Raw genomic sequence first — 18863 nt, 5'->3', positions numbered from 1 at the left:
CCCCCATCCCCGCCCCCACCCGGTGTCGACCCCCGCCCGTCCGGGCGCCACGTCCGCCCGGACGTCGTGCCCGAGGAGCCCCGGACTTCGACCCGGCGCCCCACCGGGACCTCGCCGGGGTTTCCGGTGGCGCTGCCCGCCGAACCGCCCGCTCGCCGGTCGACAACTGGGGGCCACGAGACCCACGGGGCCGACGGGGCCCCTCGTGGTGCCGGAAGGGTCGGCCCAGGCCTCGGGGCGGTCCGCGCCGTCCCCGCCGTCCCCTCCGCGCCCCGGCGGCGCGGACGCGGGGTGCCGCTGGGCCTGGGCGCCGCGCTGGTCGGGGCGCTCGTCGCCGGGACGATGGTCACGGTCGACACGATCTCCACCGGCACCGCCGACCCCCTCGCGTCCGCCGACCACCTGCTCCGGGAGATCCCGGGCGGCGCCGAGCCGGTCGAGTCGGTCGGCCCGGCCGCGGCGCCGGACGCGCCGCGGATCGACCTGGCCGGGGCCGTCGCCGCGGGCGAGGAGGCGGGCGGCCGGAACGGCGCGACCGTCGGGGTCGCCGCCATCGACCTGGCCACCGGCGAGCTCGCCCCGGGATCGGGCGGCGAGCAGACCTTCGACACGGCGTCGCTGGCGAAGCTCTTCCTCGTCGTGGACATGCTGCAGCGCCAGCGCGACGGCGAGCTCACCCTGGGCGCCCGCGACGTCCGTCTCGTGAACGCCGCCCTGGTCTCGAGCAGCGACCCCGCGATGAACGCCCTGTGGACCCAGTACGACGGTCCCGGTGCGATCACGCGGGTGGCGCAGTCGCTCGACCTGGAGGACACGAGCCCCCCCGAGGACTCGTCGCAGTGGGGCGAGGTGCAGACCTCGGCACGCGACATGGTCACGCTGCTGCGCCATGTCCAGGCCGACCTCCCGCAGCAGGACCGCGACCTCGTGCTCGGGGCGATGGGCCGGGCCGCGCGCGTCGCCGGTGACGGCTTCGACCAGGCCTTCGGTTTCCTCGACGGCGCCACCCCGGTCAAGCAGGGATGGATGTGCTGCCTGCAGGGGCGCGCGGAGGTGCACTCGGCGGGCATCGTCGACGGCCGCTACATGGTTGCGGTGCTCAGCAGCCAGCCCCCCGGCTACGACCAGGCGCGCCAGAACGTCTCGGCGGCCGCGGCCGCCGTCCGCGATCACCTCCGGCCGGTGTCGTCCGCCGGGTAGCCTGGGTCCGCACCCGGCGCGAGGAGGGTCATGCACGGCTACGCGGACAGCAAGGACGACCACCTGCGGCGGCTGCGCCGGATCGAGGGCCAGGTCCGCGGCATCGCGCGGATGATCGAGGACGACAAGTACTGCATCGACGTCCTCACCCAGGTGTCCGCGGCGACGCGGGCGCTGCAGAACGTCGCGCTCGGCCTGCTCGAGGAGCACATGGGCGGCTGCGTGGTCGACGCCGCCAAGGCCGGCGACGAGGAGGCGGCCGAGAAGGTCCAGGAGGCCTCCGCGGCCATCGCCCGCCTCGTGCGGTCGTGACCGGCTCCTGACGCCGCTCAGGCCCGCGCGGCCTCGACCCGCGCCCGCAGCTCGGCGGCGAGCGCCTCCACCCCGCCGAAACGGCGGTCGACGATGATCTGCCCGAGCATCGCCAGCAGGACCGAGGGCCACTCGACGAGACCGAGGACCCCGGCGCCGACGTAGAGCCCGTAGAGCAGGAGGCTCCCCGGCTCGGGCGTGTGCGCCCGCACCCAGGCCTTCACGGCCTCCTCGTCCCCGGCGTCGAGCGCGGCGAGCAGGTTCGGGGCGTCCCACCGCTCGGGCGTGGTCTCCGAGGGCAGCGGCGGCGTGCGCGTCACCGTCCCGTCGGGCACCGCGGCGAGGTGCGCGCGGGCGGCGGGCGGGGAGGCGGTGCCGTCGGCCATGGGTGTCCTCCGGGGATCGGCGGGGTGAACGCGAGGCGTACCCACCCTAGGCGGATCTCAGTGTCCGAACAGCGGGTCGAGCGCGCGGCGACGCTCGTCACGGTCGAGCCCCCGCAGGTCGGCGTGGCCGTGCTCGGTGACGACGACGTCGACGTCGTGGGACGCCGTGCTCACCGGGCGCGAGAGCCGCTCGACGCGCGTGGAGCGTCCGCGGTGGTGCGACGCCAGCGCGACGACCGACAGGCTGCGCGCGGCGCGGGCGGCGGCGGCCGCGTAGTCGGGGTGCCCGCCGATGCCGCCGACCAGGGCGGTCGCGGTGCCCTCGACGTTGACCTGACCGTCGTGGTCGATCTCCACCGCGGTGTTGACGGCGACCAGGGGCGGGTCGCCGGCGAGGCGCCCGGGGTCGTGGGTGTGCTCGATCCGGTGGACGACCGGGCGTCCGGCGCGCCCGCGGGCGTCGGCCCAGGCGTAGAGCTCGGGGGTCCCGACGAGGTAGGTCGCCACCGGGTCGCCGAGCAGCAGCCCCGCCTTCTCCAGCGCCACGACTCCGTCGCCGAGCAGCCCGGAGTCGGCCCGTACGCGCACGCCGGCCGCGCGGACCCCGTCGACCACCGCCGCCCCGAGCTGGCCGGGCGCCCACTGCAGGCGCACCCCGTCGGTGAGCAGGCCCGCGACGTGGCGCCCGACCGCCTCGTGCTCGGCGCTCGGGTCGGTCGCGGCCACGACGTGCGGGCCCTCGTCGGCCTCGCCGAGCACGAAGACCTGCTCGTCGGGCAGCGGCGGACCGGACACGGCGCGGGGGAGCCCGGCGTCGAGGACGACGGCGATCGGCACGCCGAGGTCGATCACCGCGCGGACCCAGGAGGCCTCGCTGCCGAGCACCGGGCCCACCGGCCCGGGCGCGGCGGCCACCACCAGCAGGTCGGGGCGCAGGGGTCCCGCGACGAGGGCGGGCACGGTCGACAGGCGTGCCGGCACCGCGCGGATCTGCCCGGCGTCCGCGGCGCTCCGCAGACCCCAGCCGGGCATCACCGTGCGGGCGTCGGCGAAGGCGTCGAGCTCGAGCCCGTCGGCGGGTCCGGGCAGCCAGCCGGTGACCAGGCGCAGGTCGCCGCGCTCCCGGGCGAGCGCCGAGAGCAGGGGGTACGCGGCGCGGGGGCTGCCGGTGCCGTCGGCCAGCGCGATCCGCGCGCCGGGCCGGACCAGTGCCGCGAGGACGCGGCCGTCGAGCGCCATGATCGGGAGTCTTCCAGGCGGCGCCCGGTCAGCCGCGGGCAGCGCCTCCCAGGACGCCGCGGGCGATGATCACCTGCTGGATCTGGCTCGTGCCCTCGTAGATGCGGAACAGGCGCGCGTCGCGGTAGAGGCGCTCCACCGGCACCCCGCGCATGTATCCCGAGCCGCCGTGGACCTGGACCGCACGGTCGGCGATGCGTCCGACCGCCTCGGAGCAGAAGTACTTCGCCGTCGACGGGCCCAGCGTGGTGTCCGAGCCGTCGTCGTAGGCGCGCGCGGCCTCCCGGACCAGCGCGCGCCCGGCGTGCCAGTCGGTGACCGAGTCGGCCACGAGGCCCTGGACGAGCTGGTAGGCGGCGATCTTGTGGCCGCCCTGCTCTCGCTCCCGCGCGAACTCGGTCATCTCGTGCACGAGCCGCGCCGCCATGCCCATGCACAGCGCCGCGATGTGCAGGCGCCCGTGCGCGAGGCAGCGCATGGCCGTGACGAACCCGCGGTTCAGGCCCTTGCCGGAGTCCTCCGAGCCCGCGCCGATCAGGTTCGCCGCCGGCACGCGGACGTCGTCGAGGTAGACCTCGCAGGTCCACGAGCCGCGCTGGCCCATCTTGGCGTCGTGCTCGGAGAACGAGACCCCCGCGGCGTCGGTGGGCACGAGGAACGTCGAGATGCCCTTGGCCGGCGAGGCGTCCGGATCGGTGCGGGCGAAGACCATGAGCACGTCGGCGAGCGGGGCGTTGGTGATCCAGCGCTTGGCGCCGGTGATCACGAAGTCCTCGCCGTCCCGCACGGCCTTCGTCGTCAGCGAGGACGGGTCGGAGCCGGCGTCGGGCTCGGTCAGGGCGAAGGACGCCACGACCTGGCCCGTCGCCAGGCGCGGCAGCCACTCCTGCCGCTGGGAGGCCGTGCCGCCGGTGAGCAGGACCTGGCCCGCGATGCCGTTGTTGGTGCCGAACAGCGACCGCAGCGACGGCGTGGTCCAACCGAGCTCCATGGCGAGCTCGACCTCCTCGGCCATCGACAGCCCGATGCCGCCGAACTCCTCGGGGATCGCGAACCCGTAGAGGCCCATCGCCTTGCACTGCGCGCGCAGCTTCTCGGGGACCTCGTCGGCCGCCTCGATCTCGTCCTCGCGCGGCACCACCTCCTCACGCACGAACTCGCGGACCGAGGACAGGACGTCGGCGAAGTCGGGGGCCTCCATGGGCGACACGTTGTCACGTTCCGCGGGGCTGCGTCGTCCACCGGTCACCACAGCGATCAGGAGGACACCCGATGGCCCGCATCCCCCTCGTCGGCGATCACGACGCCGGCGTCCTCGGCCGCCTCGCCTACGCCTTCGCGCGCCGGCGGTTCGGCGAGGTCCCCGAGCCGTTCGCGGCGCTGCGCCACCACTCGCGGCTGTTCTGGACCGCGGCGGTGAGCGAGTCGCTGCTGGAACGGTCGGCGACGGTCCTGCCCGCGCGGCTGCGCGAACTGGCGGTGTACCGCACGGCGACCCGCGTCGGCTGCTCGTGGTGCGTCGACTTCGGCGAGATGCTCTGGATCCACGAGGGTCTCGACGTCGACCACCTGCGCCGCGCCACCGCCGACACCGCCCCCGACGACCCCGCGTTCGACGGCGACGAGCGGGCGGTCCTCGCCTACGCCGACGCCATGACCGAGCAGCCGATCGCGGTCACCGACGCCCAGGTGGCCGACCTCGACGCCCGCCTCGGCCACGCAGGGCTCGTGGAGCTGACCCACCTCGTGGCCGTCGAGAACCAGCGCGCCCGCGCCAACGCGGCCCTCGGCCTGCACAGCCAGGGGTTCGCCGACTCCTGTGAGGTGCCGCTCAGGTCCTGAGCTTCTCCGGTGTCATGACCACGTGCACCCCGATCGCCCGGCCGTCGACGACGGTCAGCACGCCGACCATCGGGGGTGACGACGGCAGGAGCATCCCCACCTCGCCGTTCACCGTCACGGGGCGCACCACCTCGAGGAGCTCGGGACCGGCCTCCTCGAGGAGCGCGACGAGCAGGCGCGCGATCTTGTCGGCACCGCGCACGACCCGCCGGGCGGCCTTGACGACCCCGCCGCCGTCGGTGCGCAGGGCGGCGTCGGGGTGCAGGACGGCGACCAGCGTCGGCACGTCGCCGGCGGCGAGCGCGGCGAGGAAGGCGTCGAGCACGCGCCGCTGCTCGGGCTCCGTGGTCGGTGCGGGCAGCTCGCCGCCCTGCGCCGCCTCGCGGACGCGGCGCCGGCCCCGGTGCGCGATCTGGCGGGCGGCGGGCGCGGTGGTGCCGAGCACCGCGCCCACCTCGTCGAACCCGAGCCCGACGGTGTCGTGCAGCACGAGCGCGACCCGCTGGTCGGGGGTCAGGTGCTCGAGCACGAGCATCGTGGCCATCCGGACGTCCGCGGCGGCGACGACCGCGTCGAGCACGTCGTCGGGGCCCGTCGTGAGCAGCGGCTCGGGCAGCCACGGTCCGACGTAGCTCTCGCGGCGCGCCGGCGCCGAGCGCACGCGGTCCAGGCACAGGCGCGCGACGGTGGTGGCCAGCCAGGCCCGGGCGTCGCGCACGGCGTCGCGCCCCTCGGGCCCGAGCCGGTCCCAGCGCAGCCACGCGTCCTGCAGGGCGTCCTCGGCGTCGGCCCACGATCCCGTCAACCGGTAGCCGACCGCGAGCAGGTGCGCGCGGTGCTCCTCGACGGCGAGCGGGTCCGTGGGCACCCGACCAGCATCGTGCCCCGCGGGCCCGGGCGCCCGATGACCTCCGGGCTCCCGGGCCGCCGCCCCTCCGACGGCCCGTCGCACGCCGCGCATCGGCCCGCGGATCCACGGGCCCAGGGCGAACAGCGCGAGCCCGAGGACGATCGCCGCGGCGCCGATGACGCCGATGTGCACGGCCTCGGTCTCGGGGGAGTAGAACCCCGGCGAGCGTGCCCGACCGCGCCGAGCCCAGCGAGACCGACAGGTAGAACAGCGCCACGGTGAGGTTGCGGAACGCGGCCGGTCCGACGCGGGTCGAGAGCGAGAGCCCGACCGGCGAGAGGTTGAGCTCGGCGAGGGTGAACACCGGCAGGATGAACACGATCGCGAGCACCGGCGTGGTGTTCACGCCGCCGCCGGCCGAGGGCAGGAAGAGAGGTTCCGGTTCAGGCGTGTGCTCCTCGCGGAGCGCGACCGCCAGAGAACTCACGAAGACTTGACGTTTCCGTTTCCCGAAAGCCCGTCACCGGTTCGTGTCGACAGACCGCGACGGAACGGGCACTCTGCGCCACCAGCGCGGCGCGGCTGCCGGGCGGTCGGGAGGTGGCGCACGTGTACGTCCAGGACGACACCCCGCTCGGCGGGTCGCTGGCCTGGAGCTCGCTGGTCGCCGTGCTCCCGCTGCTGACCCTGTTCGTGCTGCTCGGCGGCCTGCGCGTGCGGGCCTGGCTGGCGTCGCTGATCGGGCTGGCCGTCGCGCTGCTCGTCGCCGTGCTCGCCTACCGCATGCCCGTCGACCAGGCCGTGCTCTCCGCGACCGAGGGCGCGGTGTTCGGGTTCTTCCCGATCCTGTGGATCGTCATCAACGCGCTCTGGATCTACGGGATGACGGTCGCGTCCGGGCACTTCGACGTGCTGCGGCGCTCGTTCGGGTCGGTCTCGCGCGACCCCCGCGTGCAGGCCGTGATCATCGCGTTCGCCTTCGGCGCGCTGCTCGAGGCCCTCGCAGGCTTCGGAGCACCGGTCGCGATCTGCACGGTCATGCTCATCGCCCTGCGGTTCAGCCCGATGAAGGCCGCGGTCGTGGCCCTGGTCGCCAACACCGCGCCGGTGGCGTTCGGCGCGATCGCGGTGCCGATCACGACGCTGGCGTCGGTGACCGGGCTGCCCGAGGAGGCGCTCGGCGCGATGGTCGGGCGCCAGACGCCGATCCTCGCGGTCTTCGTGCCGCTCGTGCTCGTCGCCCTCGTCGACGGGCGCCGCGGGCTGCGCGAGACCGGCGGCCTCGCCCTCACCGCCGGCGTCGCCTTCGGGATCGCGCAGTTCGCGACCTCGAACTACCTCTCGCTGCCGCTGACCGACATCGTCGCGGCGCTGGTCAGCGCCGGTGCGGTGGTGCTCTACGTGCGGGTGCGCCCGCCGCGGTGGTCGGACGACGACGTGCCCTCGGGTGACGAGCCCGCCGAGCACGAGCCCGTCGGGTCGGGCGGTGTGGCCACGCAGGAGCAGACCGGGACCGTCACCGACACCCGCCGGGACACCGTCCTCGCCTACCTGCCCTACGTGATCATCATCGCGCTGTTCTCGATCCAGCAGATCCCGGCGGTCGACGACGCCCTCGGCGCGACGACGACCAGGTTCGACTGGCCGGGCCTGAACGTCATGACCGAGGCCGGGCGCCCTGTCTCGACGCAGACGTTCACGCTGAACTGGCTGGAGTCCGCGGGCACGATCCTGCTGATCGCGGGTGTCCTCACCGCCCTGGTGCTGCGGGTCCGGCCCGGTGCGGCGGTGGCGGCCTACGGGCGCACGCTCAAGCAGCTGCGCACGGCGATCGTCACGGTGATGGCGGTGCTCGCTCTCGCCTACGTCATGAACACCTCGGGCCAGACGCTCACGCTGGGCGGGCTGCTCGCCGGCACCGGAGGCTTCTTCGCGGTGCTCTCGCCGGTGCTGGGCTGGCTCGGCACGGCGGTGACCGGCTCGGACACCTCCGCGAACTCCCTGTTCGGGTCGTTGCAGGTCACCGCCGCCCGCGGCGCCGGACTCGACCCGCTCCTGCTCGCGGCGTCGAACAGTTCCGGCGGCGTCCTCGGCAAGATGATCTCGCCGCAGAACCTCGCGATCGCGGCGTCGGCGGTCGGGATGAGCGGGCGCGAGGGCGAGATCCTGCGCCGGGTCCTGCTGTGGAGCCTCGTCTTCCTGGCCGGGATGTGCGTGCTCGTGCTGCTCCAGTCGACCCCCGTGCTGGGCTGGATGGTGGTCGCCGGGTGAGCGTGCGGGTGTTCGGGTAGCTCCGTTGGACGGCTCTTGGCGCTGCCTCTCTCGCCGGGCGCGATCATGCGGGTACCAGGTGGTGTGATCGCCCCGAGCGGTCGCGGCAGCCGGCTCGCGCACGGAGGGGTGCATGGATCCGATCCTGATCGTGGTGGTGATCGCCGCGGCGGTGCTCGTCGTCGGGATCGTGCTCGTCGTCGTGGCCCGCAGCCGGTCGCGCTCGCGGCGTGCGGCGCTGCGCAGCCAGTTCGGCGACGAGTACGAGCGGGTGGTCGGCGAGTACGGCACGCGCGACGGCGAGCGCGAGCTGCGCGCGCGGCTCAAGCGGCGCCGCGAGCTGGAGGTGCGCGAGCTCGACGGCGGTGAGCGCGACCGCTTCGGGCAGGCGTGGGAGACCGCGCAGTCGAGCTTCGTCGAGAACCCGTCGACCGGTCTGCGCGACGCCGACCTGCTGGTCCAGCAGGTCATGCGCGAGCGCGGCTATCCCGTCGAGCGGTTCTCCGACCGCGCGAAGATGATCTCCGTCGACCACCCCGACCTCGTCGAGCGCTACCGCGCCGCGCACCGGGTGTCCACCGAGGTCGAGGACGGCAGCGCCGGCACCGAGGACATGCGCCAGGCGATGGTCGACCAGCGGTACGTGTTCGACGCCCTGCTCGCCGGCGGCGACGCGGCCCGGACACGGCGGATGTGAGCGCTCCCGAGGGCCCGCCGCGCGTGCTCGCCGACCGCTACGAGCTCCAGGGGCTCATCGGGCGCGGCGGCATGGCCGAGGTGCACCGGGCGGTCGACCGCGAGCTCGGACGCACGGTCGCGGTGAAGCTGCTGCCGTCGGAGTTCCGCGGCGACGCCGAGTACGGCGGGCGGCTGCGCGACGAGGCGCGCGCGGCGGCGGTGATCGACCACCCGCACGTGGTCGCCGTCCACGACGTGGGCGCCTCCGGCGGCGAGGTCTTCGTGGTCATGGAGCTCGTCGAGGGACGTACGGTGCGCGACGAGCTGCGCGACCGGGGTCGGCTGCCCGCCGAGGAGGCCGCGGCGCTGTTGGTGCCGGTGTGCGAGGCCCTCGCGGCGGCGCACGAGCGCGGCGTCGTCCACCGCGACGTCAACCCCGGCAACGTCATGCGCTGTACCGACGGCACCGTCAAGCTGATGGACTTCGGCATCGCCCGCGTCGCCGACGTCGAGGGCTTCACGAGCAGCGGCGTCGTCGTCGGGACCGCGGCGTACCTCTCGCCCGAGCAGGTCCGCTGCGACCCGCTGGACGGCCGCTCCGACGTCTACGCGGTCGGGTGCACGCTCTACGAGCTGCTCACCGGGCAGGTGCCGTTCCGCGGGCCCAGCTCGGTCGAGGTGGCCTCGCAGCGGCTGCGCGAGTCGCCGGTACCGCCGCGCGAGGTCGTCCGCGACCTCTCGCCCGACCTCGAGACCGTCGTGCTGCGTGCCCTGGCCCTCGAGCCCGCGATGCGCCACCACGACGCCCGTGAGCTCGCCGACGACCTGCGCCGCTTCGCCGCGACCGACCCGACGCTGCGTACCGACGTGATCAACCGGCCGGCCCCCTCGGACGCCGGACCCACGGGCACACGACCGCACGACGTCCCCGACGAGGGCCCCGACCCCGGCGAGCACGAACCCTGGTCGGCGGTCCGCCGCCTCGGCGTCGCCCTGATCGTGCTCGCTGTCCTCGTCCTCCTCGGCGCGGGCGCATTCCTCCTGCTGGCGTAGTGCTCGTGTCAGCGACGTGGCGTCGCAGACACTCAACGTCCGAAACGCCATGCGCTCGATGGCGCCGTTCGGTCGCGCGGGCTCAGGGCTGACCGAGGCGCCGCAGCGCGAGCCGGCCGTCGGCGGGACCCGTCTGCTCCCAGGCGCCGGAACCGACCGTCCAGGTGCGCCCGTCGAAGGTGACGCTCTCGAGCGCCAGCCGCTCGGCGTGCGCGACCAGCCAGGTTGCGATCGCCCAGCCGGCCTCGGGCTCCTGCGCGCCCGACAGGCGCCGGGTGCCGAGCTCCGACGCGGCGAGCTCGGCGACCGCGCCACTGCCGGGGTCGGCGGCCGGGGTCGCCGGGAGGTCGACGCAGGTCCAGGACCCCGGCGCCTGCCCGAGCAGCGACACGGCCATGAGGCGCGCCTCGGGCTCGTGGTCGGCGTAGGCCTCGGGGAAGCCGCTGCGCTGGACCGTCTGCGCAGCGACCGTGATGTCCATCGTCGCCCAGTTGGGCACCTGCAGCAGTGCCTCGTAGAACGCCGTGGAGGCGTAGACCGGGTCGAGGATCTCCGCCTCGCTGCCCCAGCCCTGGCTCGGGCGCTGCTGGAACAGACCGAGGGAGTCGCGGTCGCCGCCGCGGAGGTTGGCGAGGGTCGACTCCTGGATGGCGGTGGCGAGGGCGATCGTCACCGCGCGGTCGGGCACGCCGAGGCGCCGCCCGACGCCGACGATCGTCGCGGCGCTGTCGGCCTGCTCCGGCGAGAGCGTCCACGTCGCGGGCAGGCCGGGGGAGTCGGGTGGCGCGGTGATGGTGCAGCGGGGGCGTGCGGCGATCTCGCTCTGCGAGAGCACCACGATCACCGTGATCACGAGCGCGAGGACCGCCACGACGGCGACGACGACCGCCGCCGCCCCGGCCCGCGCGCCCCTCGGGGAGCTCATGCGGGCGGGGCCTCCGTCATGGCATCTCCGTCAGCTCGGCGCGGTGCTCGGCGACCGACGTGACGACGTCGGCGAGGAAACGGTGGACGATCGTCAGTTCGGCGGGCGTGTAGCCGGCGAGCACGGTGTCGAGACGCGCGGCGAGCGGGCCGAAGAAGGCGCGCCCGACCTCGGCGCCCGCCGGGTCGTGGTGGAGGGTCACCCGTCGGCGGTCGGCGTCGTCGCGCACGCGGTGGAGGTGGCCGAGGCGCTCGAGGCGGTCGACGGCGGCCGTCGTGGCCCCCGAGGAGAGGCCGACCTCCTCGCCGAGCCGGCCCGGGGTGAGCGCGTCACCGTCGCGCTCGGCACGCAGGACGGCGAGCAGCGCGGCCGCATCGGTCCGGTGGAGGCCCTGCCCGGCCGCGAAGGTGTGGCCGAGCCGCCCCGCCTCGTCGGCGTAGTCCTGGAGGAGCTGCACGAGGTGCTCGCGCTCGCCGGTCACGATCCGCATCGTATCCGGGGAGCAGCTGCTCTCCATCATCGAGAGATATCACGATGGAGGTATTAGCGGTGACTTCCGTGATCACCGGCGCGACGGCGCCTCCTGGGCCCGCACCCCGGACCTGCCGCCGACGCTGCTCGTCCTCGGATCCGCCGAGCACGTCGTCGTCCCGAGCGCGTCCACGCCGCCGACCGCGACCTGCGCACCGCCGGCGTGCCGGGTCGGCTGGTCGAGGTGTCGCACGCCGACCACGTCTTCGATTCCCCCTTCGGCAGCCCGGGCGCGCGCCCGCAGGTCGCAGCGTTCCTCGCCGAGCACGTCGGCGCTCGCGCACCGTGACCGACCGGTCGCCAGGGGTGCCGAAAGCGTGACGACTCGTGCTGAACTACCCCGCATGACCGATCGGGGCACGGAGGACGTCGGGGCCGTCGAGGGGCAACAGACCCGTCGGCGCTGGAGCATCGTCGGCCCGGGCATCGTCGTCGCGGCGACCGGTGTGGGCGCCGGTGACCTGGTCGCGACGCTCGTCGCCGGTGCCGAGTACGGCTACACGCTGCTCTGGGCGGTCGTGCTGGGTGTGGTCGTCAAGATCGCGCTCGCGGAGGCCACGGGACGCTGGCACCTCGCGACCGGCTCGACGATCTTCGCAGGCTGGCGCTCGCTGGGGCCGTGGACGACGGTGTACTTCGTCGTCTACGTCGCGATCTGGGGCTTCGTCTACGGCGCGACGGCGATGACGTCGTCGGCGCTGCCGCTCGCGGCGATGTTCGGCGGATCGATCCCGGCGTGGGGCATCCCGTGCGGTCTGCTCGGGCTCGTGCTCGTGTGGTTCGGCTCGTACCCCGTCTTCGAGAAGATCATGACGGTGCTCGTCGGCGTCATGTTCGTCGTCGTGGTGGGGCTCGCGCTCCTCGTGCTGCCTGATGTCCCGGCGATGCTCGCGGGCCTGATCCCGACGCTGCCGGAGGGCTCGGGGATCTATACGCTCGGGCTGGTCGGCGGCGTCGGCGGCACGGTGACGATGGCGGCGTACGGCTACTGGATCAACGCCAAGGGCTGGCGCGACAGCTCGTGGATGAAGATCATGCGCCTCGACAACCGCGTCGCCTACATCACCACCGGGATCTTCGTCGCCGCCATGCTCGTCGTCGGCGCCGAGCTGCTCTACACGGCGAACATCGCGCTGGTCGAGAGCGACCGCGGCCTGCTCGACCTCGACGCGATCCTCGAGCAGCGCTTCGGCCCGGTGATCGCGACGCTCTTCCTCATCGGGTTCTTCGCGACGTCCTTCTCGTCGCTGCTCGGGGTGTGGCAGGGCGTGAGCCTCATGGTCACCGACTTCGTCCGCACCCGCCGCGAGGCCGTCGCGAAGACCCCCGAGCAGCTCGCCGCCGCCGGACAGCTCCACGACGACGCCGAGCGCAGCATCCCGTTCCGCGCCTACCTGCTGTGGCTGACCTTCCCGCCGATGCTGCTGCTGTTCCTCGGCCGCCCGTTCGCACTGGTCGTGGCGTACGGCGCGCTCGGGGCGTTCTTCATGCCGTTCCTGGCGATCACGCTGCTCTGGCTGCTCAACAGCAGCCGGACGCCGCGGCAGTGGCGCAACGGGTGGCTCTCGACGACGCTGCTGGTGGGCGCGGCCGCCCTGTTCCTCGTCCTCTGCGTCACCGAGCTGATGGACACGTTCGGCTAGGTACGTGAGCGACGTTCCCCGCATGACCGGGCATTCCGCTCACGGAGGCGTCAGAACGTCAGCACGAGACGGCCGCGGACGCCACCGGCCTCGAGGCGGCGGTGGGCCTCGGGGGCCTTCTCGGCGGGGATGGTGTCGGCGACGCGCGGGGTGAGAGCGCCCTCCTCGGCCTGCTGCCGCAGCCGGTCGAGGGCCGCGTGGTCCTGCGCGACGTCGCGCACGAGCACCGGGTGCCACGTGATGCCGCGGTCCTCCGCGCCCCGGTGGCCCCGGACGGTCGCGATCCTTCCGCCGTCGCGCACGGCGTCGAGCAGGACGTCGCCCTGCAGCGACCCGTCGACCACCGCGTCGACCCCGCCGGGCTGGCTCTCGCGGATGCGGGCGGCCACGTCGTCCCCGCGGCGCACGACGACATCGGCGCCGAGCGAGCGCACCAGCGACTCGTCGGCCTCCGACGCGTCGGCGACGACGGTGAGCCGGTCGGCCTTCGCGAGCTGCACGACGTAGCCCCCGAGGGCGCCCGCCGCGCCCGTCACCGCCAGCGTCCGGCCAGGCTGGAGCGCGAGGGTGTCGAGCGCGAGCCGCGCGGTGAGCGCGTTCATCGGCAGCGTCGCGGCCTCGACGGTCGACGCGCCCGCCGGCGTTCGGACGACCGACCGGGCGGGGACGACGACGTACTCGCTGTAGGCCCCGTGGCTGCCGTCGGGCACCACGATCGCCATCGCCGCGTCGCCGACGTGGAGCTCGGTGTCGGTACCCTCGCCGATCTCGTCGACCTCGCCGGCGGCGTCCATCCCCGGCACGCACGGCGGCGGGTCCGTGCCCCATCGGCGTGCTGTAGCGAACGCGTTCGAGGCGCGGGAGCCGTCGCGGGCGAGGGTGTCGGTCGGGTTCACCGCCGCCGCTCGCACCCGCAGGCGGATCTCGCCGGGCCCGGCGTGGGGCTCGGGCAGCTCGACGACCTCGAGGGCGTCCGGTCCTCCGTAGGAGTTCACTCCGATGGCACGCACGTGTCCTGCCTACCCCGTCGGGTAGACCGGGATGCGTGCGCTCCTTCCGTGTGATCGGCAGCCCGATCGGCCCGCTCACGCTGACGTGGGACGACGCCGTGGACGCCGTGTGCGGGCTGCACGTCCACGACCAGCGGGTCCGCGAGCCGGACCCGGCCTTCGGCGAGCCCGACGGCGGCGCGTGTGTCGGGCTCGACGATCTCGCGGGCGAGCTCGGCGAGTACTTCGCGGGTGAGCGTCGGCGCTTCACGGTGCCCGCCGACCCGCCCGGGACGGCGTTCTCGCGGGCGGTCTGGGCGGCGCTGACGGAGGTGCCGTACGGGACGGTGACGACGTACGGCGCACTCGCGGCAGCGGTCGGGCGTCCCCGCGCGACTCAGGCCGTCGGCACGGCGAACGCGCGCAATCCGATCAGCCTGCTCGTTCCCTGTCACCGGGTCGTCAACTCGCTCGGCCATCCCTCCGGTGGGGGACCCGGCATCGAACGCAAGCGATTGCTCCTGGCCCTGGAGGGCCGAACCCCTTGACCCGTGGCGCGCGGTGAGTACCGTCAGAGGTGTCGCTGTGGTGCCGATCACACGAGCTGAGGGCTGATCCGCACCGCGCACACGGCCGATAGTCGGATGACCGGGAAGAGGTGATGGATTGGACGCAGGGAACACCCCGCACCGCATCACGAGGACCCGGTCGTCCCGGCGCCGCACCGCGCACGGGAGCTGATCCACACCAGACTCCACGCCGCTGAGCGCAGACAGGCGGTCGGTGGGACGACCGGGACCGTGCGGGTCCCGAGCTGACACTTCCTCCCAGATCACGAGCCGGCGTTCCGATCACGGGGCGCCGGTTCGTGCATGTTCAGGGGGGATCACCGCGGTGATCAACGGAGACTTCGCGCGCATAGAAGCAGCGAACAGCACGTTCGCTGCGCCAACCCCGGACCTCGGTAGTGCCTCAGTAGTGCACGACACCACGCTCGCCGCCCGCGGCCGCGACGGCGCCGCCGGTGACCGCGACCGCCCGGGGCGAGGCGAGGAACACGACGACGTCGGCCACCTCGTCCGCGGTCATGATCCGCCGCAGGCTGGTGCCCGCCGCGAGCTCGGCACGCACCTCGTCCTCGGACCTCCCGGTCGACGCCACCCGGTCCGCGATCATCCCCGCCGTCCGCTCGGTCTCGGTGTAGCCCGGGTGCACGACGACCACGCCGACGCCGTGCGGACCGAGCTCGTCGGCGAGGTTCGCGGTCAGCGCGGCGACGCCGACGTTGCGGATCGTCCCCGCGATCGACCCCGTGCGGCGCGCGTTGAGTCCCGAGACGTTGACGATCCGGCCCCAGCCCTGCGCGGTCATGTGGGGTGCCACCGCCCGGGCGGTGCGCAGGTAACCGAGGACCTTCGTGTCGACCTCCTCGAGCACCGCGGCATCGGTCAGCTCGGCCAACGGCGGGATCGGGGACCCGCCTGCCGGGCGCGCCGCGGCGTTGACGAGCACGTCGACCCCGCCGAGCTCGTCGACGGCCCGCGCGACCATGGCCCGCACCGACGCGTCGTCGGTGGTGTCGGCGACGATCGGCAGCACCGTCGACGCCGGCCCCGCCGAGCGCACGCGCCCCGCCGCGGCCCCCAGCGCCTCGGCGTCGCGGGCCACGAGCACGACGTGCGCGCCCTCGGTGGCGAGCTCCCGCGCGCACGACAGACCGATGCCGCGCGAGGCGCCGGTGACGATGGCGACCCGCCCGTCGAGCCCCAGCTCCATGCTCAGCTCCAGTCGTAGAAGCCGCGCCCGGACTTCTGCCCGAGCTCGCCGCGCTCCACCTTGTCGCGCAGCAGCTGCGGCGGGGTGAAGCGCGGCCCCAGCTCGCGGGTCAGGTGCTCGGCGATCGCGAGGCGCACGTCGAGCCCGACGACGTCGGTGAGCCGCAGCGGGCCCATCGGCCAGCGGTAGCCCAGCTGCATCCCGGTGTCGATGTCCTCGGGGCTCGCCACGCCCTCGGCGACCATGCGGATCGCCTCGAGCCCGACGGTCAGGCCGAGCCGCGAGGTCGCGAAGCCGGGGGCGTCGTTGACGACGATCGCGGTCTTGCCCAGCGCCTCGACCCACGCGCGGGTCGCCGTCGTCGTGGCCTCCGACGTCCCGGGGTGAACCACCAGCTCGACGAGCTTCTGCGCCGGCACCGGGTTGAAGAAGTGCATGCCGATGACGCGCTCGCCGGGCAGGTCGGCGGCGATCGCCCCGATCGACAGCGACGAGGTGTTCGACGCGAGCACGGCGTCCGGGCAGGCGCGCGCGGCCCCGCCGAGCACGGTCTGCTTGATGTCGACGCGTTCGGGCACGGCCTCCACGACCAGCGTGGTGTCGCCGGGCAGCTCGTCGACGCCGGTCGACATCGTCAGCCGGCCCAGCAGGTCGTCGCGCCCCACGCCCTCGGGGAGCTTGCCGCGCTGCGCGGCGCCGTCGAGGCTCGTCTCCACGGCGCGGCGCGAGGCCTCGACCCGGTCCGCGTCCGCCTCCACGAGGGTCACCGGGCTCCCGGCGGCGAGCAGGACGTGGGCGATCCCGGCGCCCATCGTCCCGCCGCCGATGACAGCGCTCGTCGGGCGTGCATGCATGCGGGGTGACCTCCACGGTCTCTCGAGGCGAGCTGGTCGCCCCGTGTCATAGCACGGCGGGACCGTGCAGCGCCGCCGAAACGTGGTCGGGCATGAGCACGGCGTGCCGCGCGACGTCGGCGACGAACCGGTTGGTCAGCGTGTCCGGCTCGGCCCCGGTGTAGGCCGCGAGCTCGCGGTCGACGCGGGGGAGCGGGCGGGCGATGGTGCCCGCGAAGACCGGCGGGACGATCGCCGCGGGCACCAGCGACGGCCCGATCCCCGCCGCGGTGAGCAGCGGGGCGACGGCGGTCTGCTCGGTGCGCACGGCCACCTGCGGCCGGAAGCCGGCCTGCTCGCACGCGTCGAGCAGGACGTCGGCCAGCGCGTGGTCCGGCGCGTACTGGACCCACGGGACGTGCTCGAGGCGGCTGAGCGCGATCTCCCCGCCGGCCGGCGCCATGACGTCGTCGGGACCGAGGTTGGGCGGCAGCAGCACGACCATCTCCTCGTGCCCGAGCGCGCGCAGGCGTCCGCGCCACTGCGCCGGGACCGGTCCGACGCCGATGTCGGCCTGCCCCTCGCGGACCGCGGCGGCGAGGGCGTCGCCGTGTCGGTGCTCGAAGAGCCGCACGGTGACATCGGGGTTCTCCGCGCGCCAGCGCCGCAGTACGCCGGGCAGCAGGCCCAGGCTCACCGAGTAGACGCACGCGATCCGCAGCTCGCCGCCCTCGGAGCCGGTGACCTGGCGCGCGGCAGCGTTGCCGCGTTCGGCGGCCGTGACGGCGGCGCGGGCGTGGGGGAGCAGGGCCCGGCCGGTCGGGGTGAGGGTCACCGCACGAGGCAGGCGGCTGAACAGTGATCCGCCCAACTCCTTCTCGAGGGCCGCGATCTGCTGGGAGAGGCCGGGCTGGCTGACGAACAGGCGGTCGGCGGCCCGCGTGAACGATCCCTCGTCGACGACGGCGACGAAGGACTCCAGCTGACGCAGGGTCGGCATCAGCTCAGCTTATGCGAAACCACGCTGGGCTTCTTCGACTTATGAGTGCGGGAAGCCGACGGTGGATCGCGACGGATGAAGACAACGTCCTCCCGAGGAGCTCCCCGTGCCTCTGGCCCTGATCGCCCTTGCCCTGGGCACCTTCGGCATCGGTACCACCGAGTTCGTGATCATGGGCTTGCTGCCCGAGGTCGCGAACGGTCTCGGCGTCCCCGTCGCCGAGGCCGGCCACCTCGTGTCCGCGTACGCCGCCGGCGTCGTCGTCGGCGCCCCGCTGCTCGCGGGCGCCACCGTGAGGTTGCCCCGCCGCACCGTGCTGATGGCGCTGATGGGCGTCTTCGCGGTCGGCAACCTGCTCTCCGCCGTCGCGCCCGAGATCGGATCGTTGATGGCGGTCCGCTTCCTCACCGGCCTGCCCCACGGCGCCTTCTTCGGCGCCGCCTCCGTGGCCGCGGCCGGCATGGTCGGCCGGGACCGCCGCGCCACCGCGGTGTCGCGCGTCTTTCTGGGCCTGACCATCGCCAACGTGGTCGGCGTCCCGCTCGGCACCCTGCTCGGCCAGGCCGCCGGCTGGCGCGCCACGTTCGGCGTCGTCGGCGTGATCGGTCTCGTCGCCGTGGCCGGCATCGCCGCGTTCGTACCCGCCGCCGCCCCCGCGGCGACCGGCAAGGGCGCCCTGCGCGCCGAGATGTCCACGCTGCGCCACCCGCAGGTCGTGCTCTCGCTGGCCGCCGTGATCTTCGGCTTCGGCGCGATGTTCGCCTGCTACAGCTACGTGTCCCCGATGCTCACCGAGGTCGGCGGCTTCTCCACCGCGACCGTGACGCTGCTGCTCGCCGTCGTGGGGCTCGGCATGACCGCGGGATCGGTGCTCGGCGGGCGCGCCGCCGACCGGGCGCCGATGACCACCCTCTACGTCTGCCTGCTCGCGCTGGCCGGCGTGCTGGTGAGCTTCGTCGTCACCGTGCACCACCCGGTGCTGGCGGTCCTGTCGCTGTTCGGGGCGGGCATGTTCTCGCTGGCCCTGGGGCCGGCGATCCAGACACGCATCCTCGACCTCGTCGGCTCGATGGGTGGGCCGCCCACCATGGCGTCGGCGGCGATCCAGTCGGCGTCGAACATCGCCAACTCCCTGGGCGCCTGGCTCGGCGGCATGGTGATCGCCGCGGGCCTGGGCTACCTGGCCCCGACGATCGTCGGCGCGTCCCTCGCTGTCGTCGGCCTCGCGGTGCTCATCTTCTCCGGCGGCCTCGAGGTCCGGGGCCGCCGCCGCGAGGCCGCTGCGGAATCCGAGGCCTCGAACCCGGAGCTGGTCCCGGCCTGACCCCGTTGTGA

At 74.3% G+C, this 18863-nt stretch carries 20 protein-coding genes; 9 read left to right on the top strand and 11 right to left on the bottom strand.

What is annotated here, in order from left to right; genetic code table 11:
* Positions 1–291: 291 nt before the first annotated feature.
* Complete coding sequence (locus AC2A1K_RS30360; protein ID WP_483900079.1) at positions 292–1200, top strand: serine hydrolase; 909 nt, start codon at positions 292–294, stop codon at positions 1198–1200.
* A 30-nt stretch (positions 1201–1230) separates the two neighbouring features.
* Positions 1231–1512 carry a metal-sensitive transcriptional regulator gene (locus tag AC2A1K_RS30355; protein ID WP_133829807.1) on the top strand — a complete coding sequence of 94 codons (282 nt, stop codon included), beginning with the start codon at positions 1231–1233 and terminating at the stop codon, positions 1510–1512.
* Between the two features lie 17 nt (positions 1513–1529).
* Here the strand turns inward: AC2A1K_RS30355 and AC2A1K_RS30350 are convergent, their stop codons facing one another.
* From AC2A1K_RS30350 to AC2A1K_RS30340, 3 genes are read right to left on the bottom strand one after another with little or no spacing between them, the layout of a single operon-like run.
* Positions 1530–1898 carry a hypothetical protein gene (locus tag AC2A1K_RS30350; RefSeq protein WP_483900078.1) on the bottom strand — a complete coding sequence of 123 codons (369 nt, stop codon included), beginning with the start codon at positions 1896–1898 and terminating at the stop codon, positions 1530–1532.
* A 57-nt stretch (positions 1899–1955) separates the two neighbouring features.
* Entirely contained in the window at positions 1956–3137 is a 1182-nt protein-coding gene (locus tag AC2A1K_RS30345; protein ID WP_483900077.1) for an acetyl-CoA hydrolase/transferase C-terminal domain-containing protein, read from the bottom strand.
* 28 nt (positions 3138–3165) lie between these two features.
* The gene (locus AC2A1K_RS30340) at positions 3166–4338 is read right to left on the bottom strand and encodes an acyl-CoA dehydrogenase family protein (RefSeq protein ID WP_483900076.1); all 1173 of its coding nucleotides are present in this window, start codon (positions 4336–4338) and stop codon (positions 3166–3168) included.
* A gap of 71 nt (positions 4339–4409) precedes the next feature.
* On the opposite strand from AC2A1K_RS30340, the gene AC2A1K_RS30335 reads away from it, so the two are divergent.
* On the top strand, positions 4410–4979 hold the full coding sequence (locus AC2A1K_RS30335; RefSeq protein ID WP_483900075.1) for a carboxymuconolactone decarboxylase family protein: 570 nt from the start codon (positions 4410–4412) through the stop codon (positions 4977–4979).
* Here AC2A1K_RS30335 and sigJ read toward each other — a convergent pair.
* Positions 4969–6021 carry an RNA polymerase sigma factor SigJ gene (gene sigJ / locus AC2A1K_RS30330; protein ID WP_483900074.1) on the bottom strand — a complete coding sequence of 351 codons (1053 nt, stop codon included), beginning with the start codon at positions 6019–6021 and terminating at the stop codon, positions 4969–4971. The genes AC2A1K_RS30335 and sigJ overlap by 11 nt on opposite strands.
* A 417-nt stretch (positions 6022–6438) precedes the next feature.
* Here sigJ and AC2A1K_RS30325 point away from each other — a divergent pair, with 417 nt between their 5' ends.
* The 3 genes from AC2A1K_RS30325 to AC2A1K_RS30315 all read left to right on the top strand — a co-directional run bounded on the left by AC2A1K_RS30325 (position 6439) and on the right by AC2A1K_RS30315 (position 9831).
* Complete coding sequence (locus AC2A1K_RS30325; RefSeq protein ID WP_483900073.1) at positions 6439–8100, top strand: L-lactate permease; 1662 nt, start codon at positions 6439–6441, stop codon at positions 8098–8100.
* Positions 8101–8233: 133 nt separating this feature from the next.
* Positions 8234–8797, top strand: coding sequence for a hypothetical protein (locus tag AC2A1K_RS30320; RefSeq protein ID WP_483900072.1), 564 nt, complete (start codon positions 8234–8236; stop codon positions 8795–8797).
* Entirely contained in the window at positions 8794–9831 is a 1038-nt protein-coding gene (locus AC2A1K_RS30315) for a protein kinase domain-containing protein (protein ID WP_483900071.1), read from the top strand. The genes AC2A1K_RS30320 and AC2A1K_RS30315 overlap by 4 nt, the downstream gene beginning before the upstream one ends.
* A gap of 82 nt (positions 9832–9913) precedes the next feature.
* On the opposite strand, the gene AC2A1K_RS30310 is transcribed toward AC2A1K_RS30315, so the two are convergent.
* The 3 genes from AC2A1K_RS30310 to AC2A1K_RS30300 all read right to left on the bottom strand — a co-directional run bounded on the left by AC2A1K_RS30310 (position 9914) and on the right by AC2A1K_RS30300 (position 11489).
* Positions 9914–10756 (bottom strand): hypothetical protein, encoded by an 843-nt coding sequence (locus tag AC2A1K_RS30310; protein WP_483900070.1) that lies wholly within the window; start codon positions 10754–10756, stop codon positions 9914–9916.
* Positions 10757–10772: 16 nt separating this feature from the next.
* Positions 10773–11237, bottom strand: a complete 465-nt coding sequence (locus tag AC2A1K_RS30305) for a MarR family transcriptional regulator (protein WP_483900069.1) — start codon at positions 11235–11237, stop codon at positions 10773–10775.
* 81 nt (positions 11238–11318) lie between these two features.
* Complete coding sequence (locus AC2A1K_RS30300; RefSeq protein ID WP_483900068.1) at positions 11319–11489, bottom strand: hypothetical protein; 171 nt, start codon at positions 11487–11489, stop codon at positions 11319–11321.
* 142 nt (positions 11490–11631) lie between these two features.
* Here AC2A1K_RS30300 and AC2A1K_RS30295 point away from each other — a divergent pair, with 142 nt between their 5' ends.
* Complete coding sequence (locus AC2A1K_RS30295) at positions 11632–12930, top strand: Nramp family divalent metal transporter (RefSeq protein WP_483900067.1); 1299 nt, start codon at positions 11632–11634, stop codon at positions 12928–12930.
* A 50-nt stretch (positions 12931–12980) separates the two neighbouring features.
* Here AC2A1K_RS30295 and AC2A1K_RS30290 read toward each other — a convergent pair whose 3' ends face one another.
* Positions 12981–13940: an NADP-dependent oxidoreductase gene (locus tag AC2A1K_RS30290; RefSeq protein WP_483900066.1), complete on the bottom strand. Its 960-nt coding sequence runs from the start codon at positions 13938–13940 to the stop codon at positions 12981–12983.
* Positions 13941–13975: 35 nt separating this feature from the next.
* Here AC2A1K_RS30290 and AC2A1K_RS30285 point away from each other — a divergent pair, with 35 nt between their 5' ends.
* A complete protein-coding gene (locus AC2A1K_RS30285; RefSeq protein ID WP_483900065.1) occupies positions 13976–14467 on the top strand; it encodes a methylated-DNA--[protein]-cysteine S-methyltransferase in 492 nt (163 codons plus the stop codon).
* Positions 14468–14891: 424 nt separating this feature from the next.
* Here AC2A1K_RS30285 and AC2A1K_RS30280 read toward each other — a convergent pair whose 3' ends face one another.
* From AC2A1K_RS30280 to AC2A1K_RS30270, 3 genes are read right to left on the bottom strand one after another with little or no spacing between them, the layout of a single operon-like run.
* On the bottom strand, positions 14892–15695 hold the full coding sequence (locus AC2A1K_RS30280) for an SDR family NAD(P)-dependent oxidoreductase (protein WP_483900064.1): 804 nt from the start codon (positions 15693–15695) through the stop codon (positions 14892–14894).
* Positions 15696–15697: 2 nt separating this feature from the next.
* Entirely contained in the window at positions 15698–16549 is an 852-nt protein-coding gene (locus AC2A1K_RS30275; RefSeq protein ID WP_483900063.1) for a 3-hydroxyacyl-CoA dehydrogenase family protein, read from the bottom strand.
* 46 nt (positions 16550–16595) lie between these two features.
* Positions 16596–17528: a LysR family transcriptional regulator gene (locus AC2A1K_RS30270; RefSeq protein WP_483900062.1), complete on the bottom strand. Its 933-nt coding sequence runs from the start codon at positions 17526–17528 to the stop codon at positions 16596–16598.
* Positions 17529–17634: 106 nt separating this feature from the next.
* Here AC2A1K_RS30270 and AC2A1K_RS30265 point away from each other — a divergent pair, with 106 nt between their 5' ends.
* Positions 17635–18852: an MFS transporter gene (locus AC2A1K_RS30265; protein WP_483900061.1), complete on the top strand. Its 1218-nt coding sequence runs from the start codon at positions 17635–17637 to the stop codon at positions 18850–18852.
* Positions 18853–18863: the final 11 nt, after the last annotated feature.

The sequence above is a fragment of the Actinomycetospora sp. 2LY8.5 genome (genome assembly GCF_057180585.1).
Note: the sequence above shows the minus strand (reverse complement) of the source record. Positions and strands in the feature narration are given on the sequence as shown.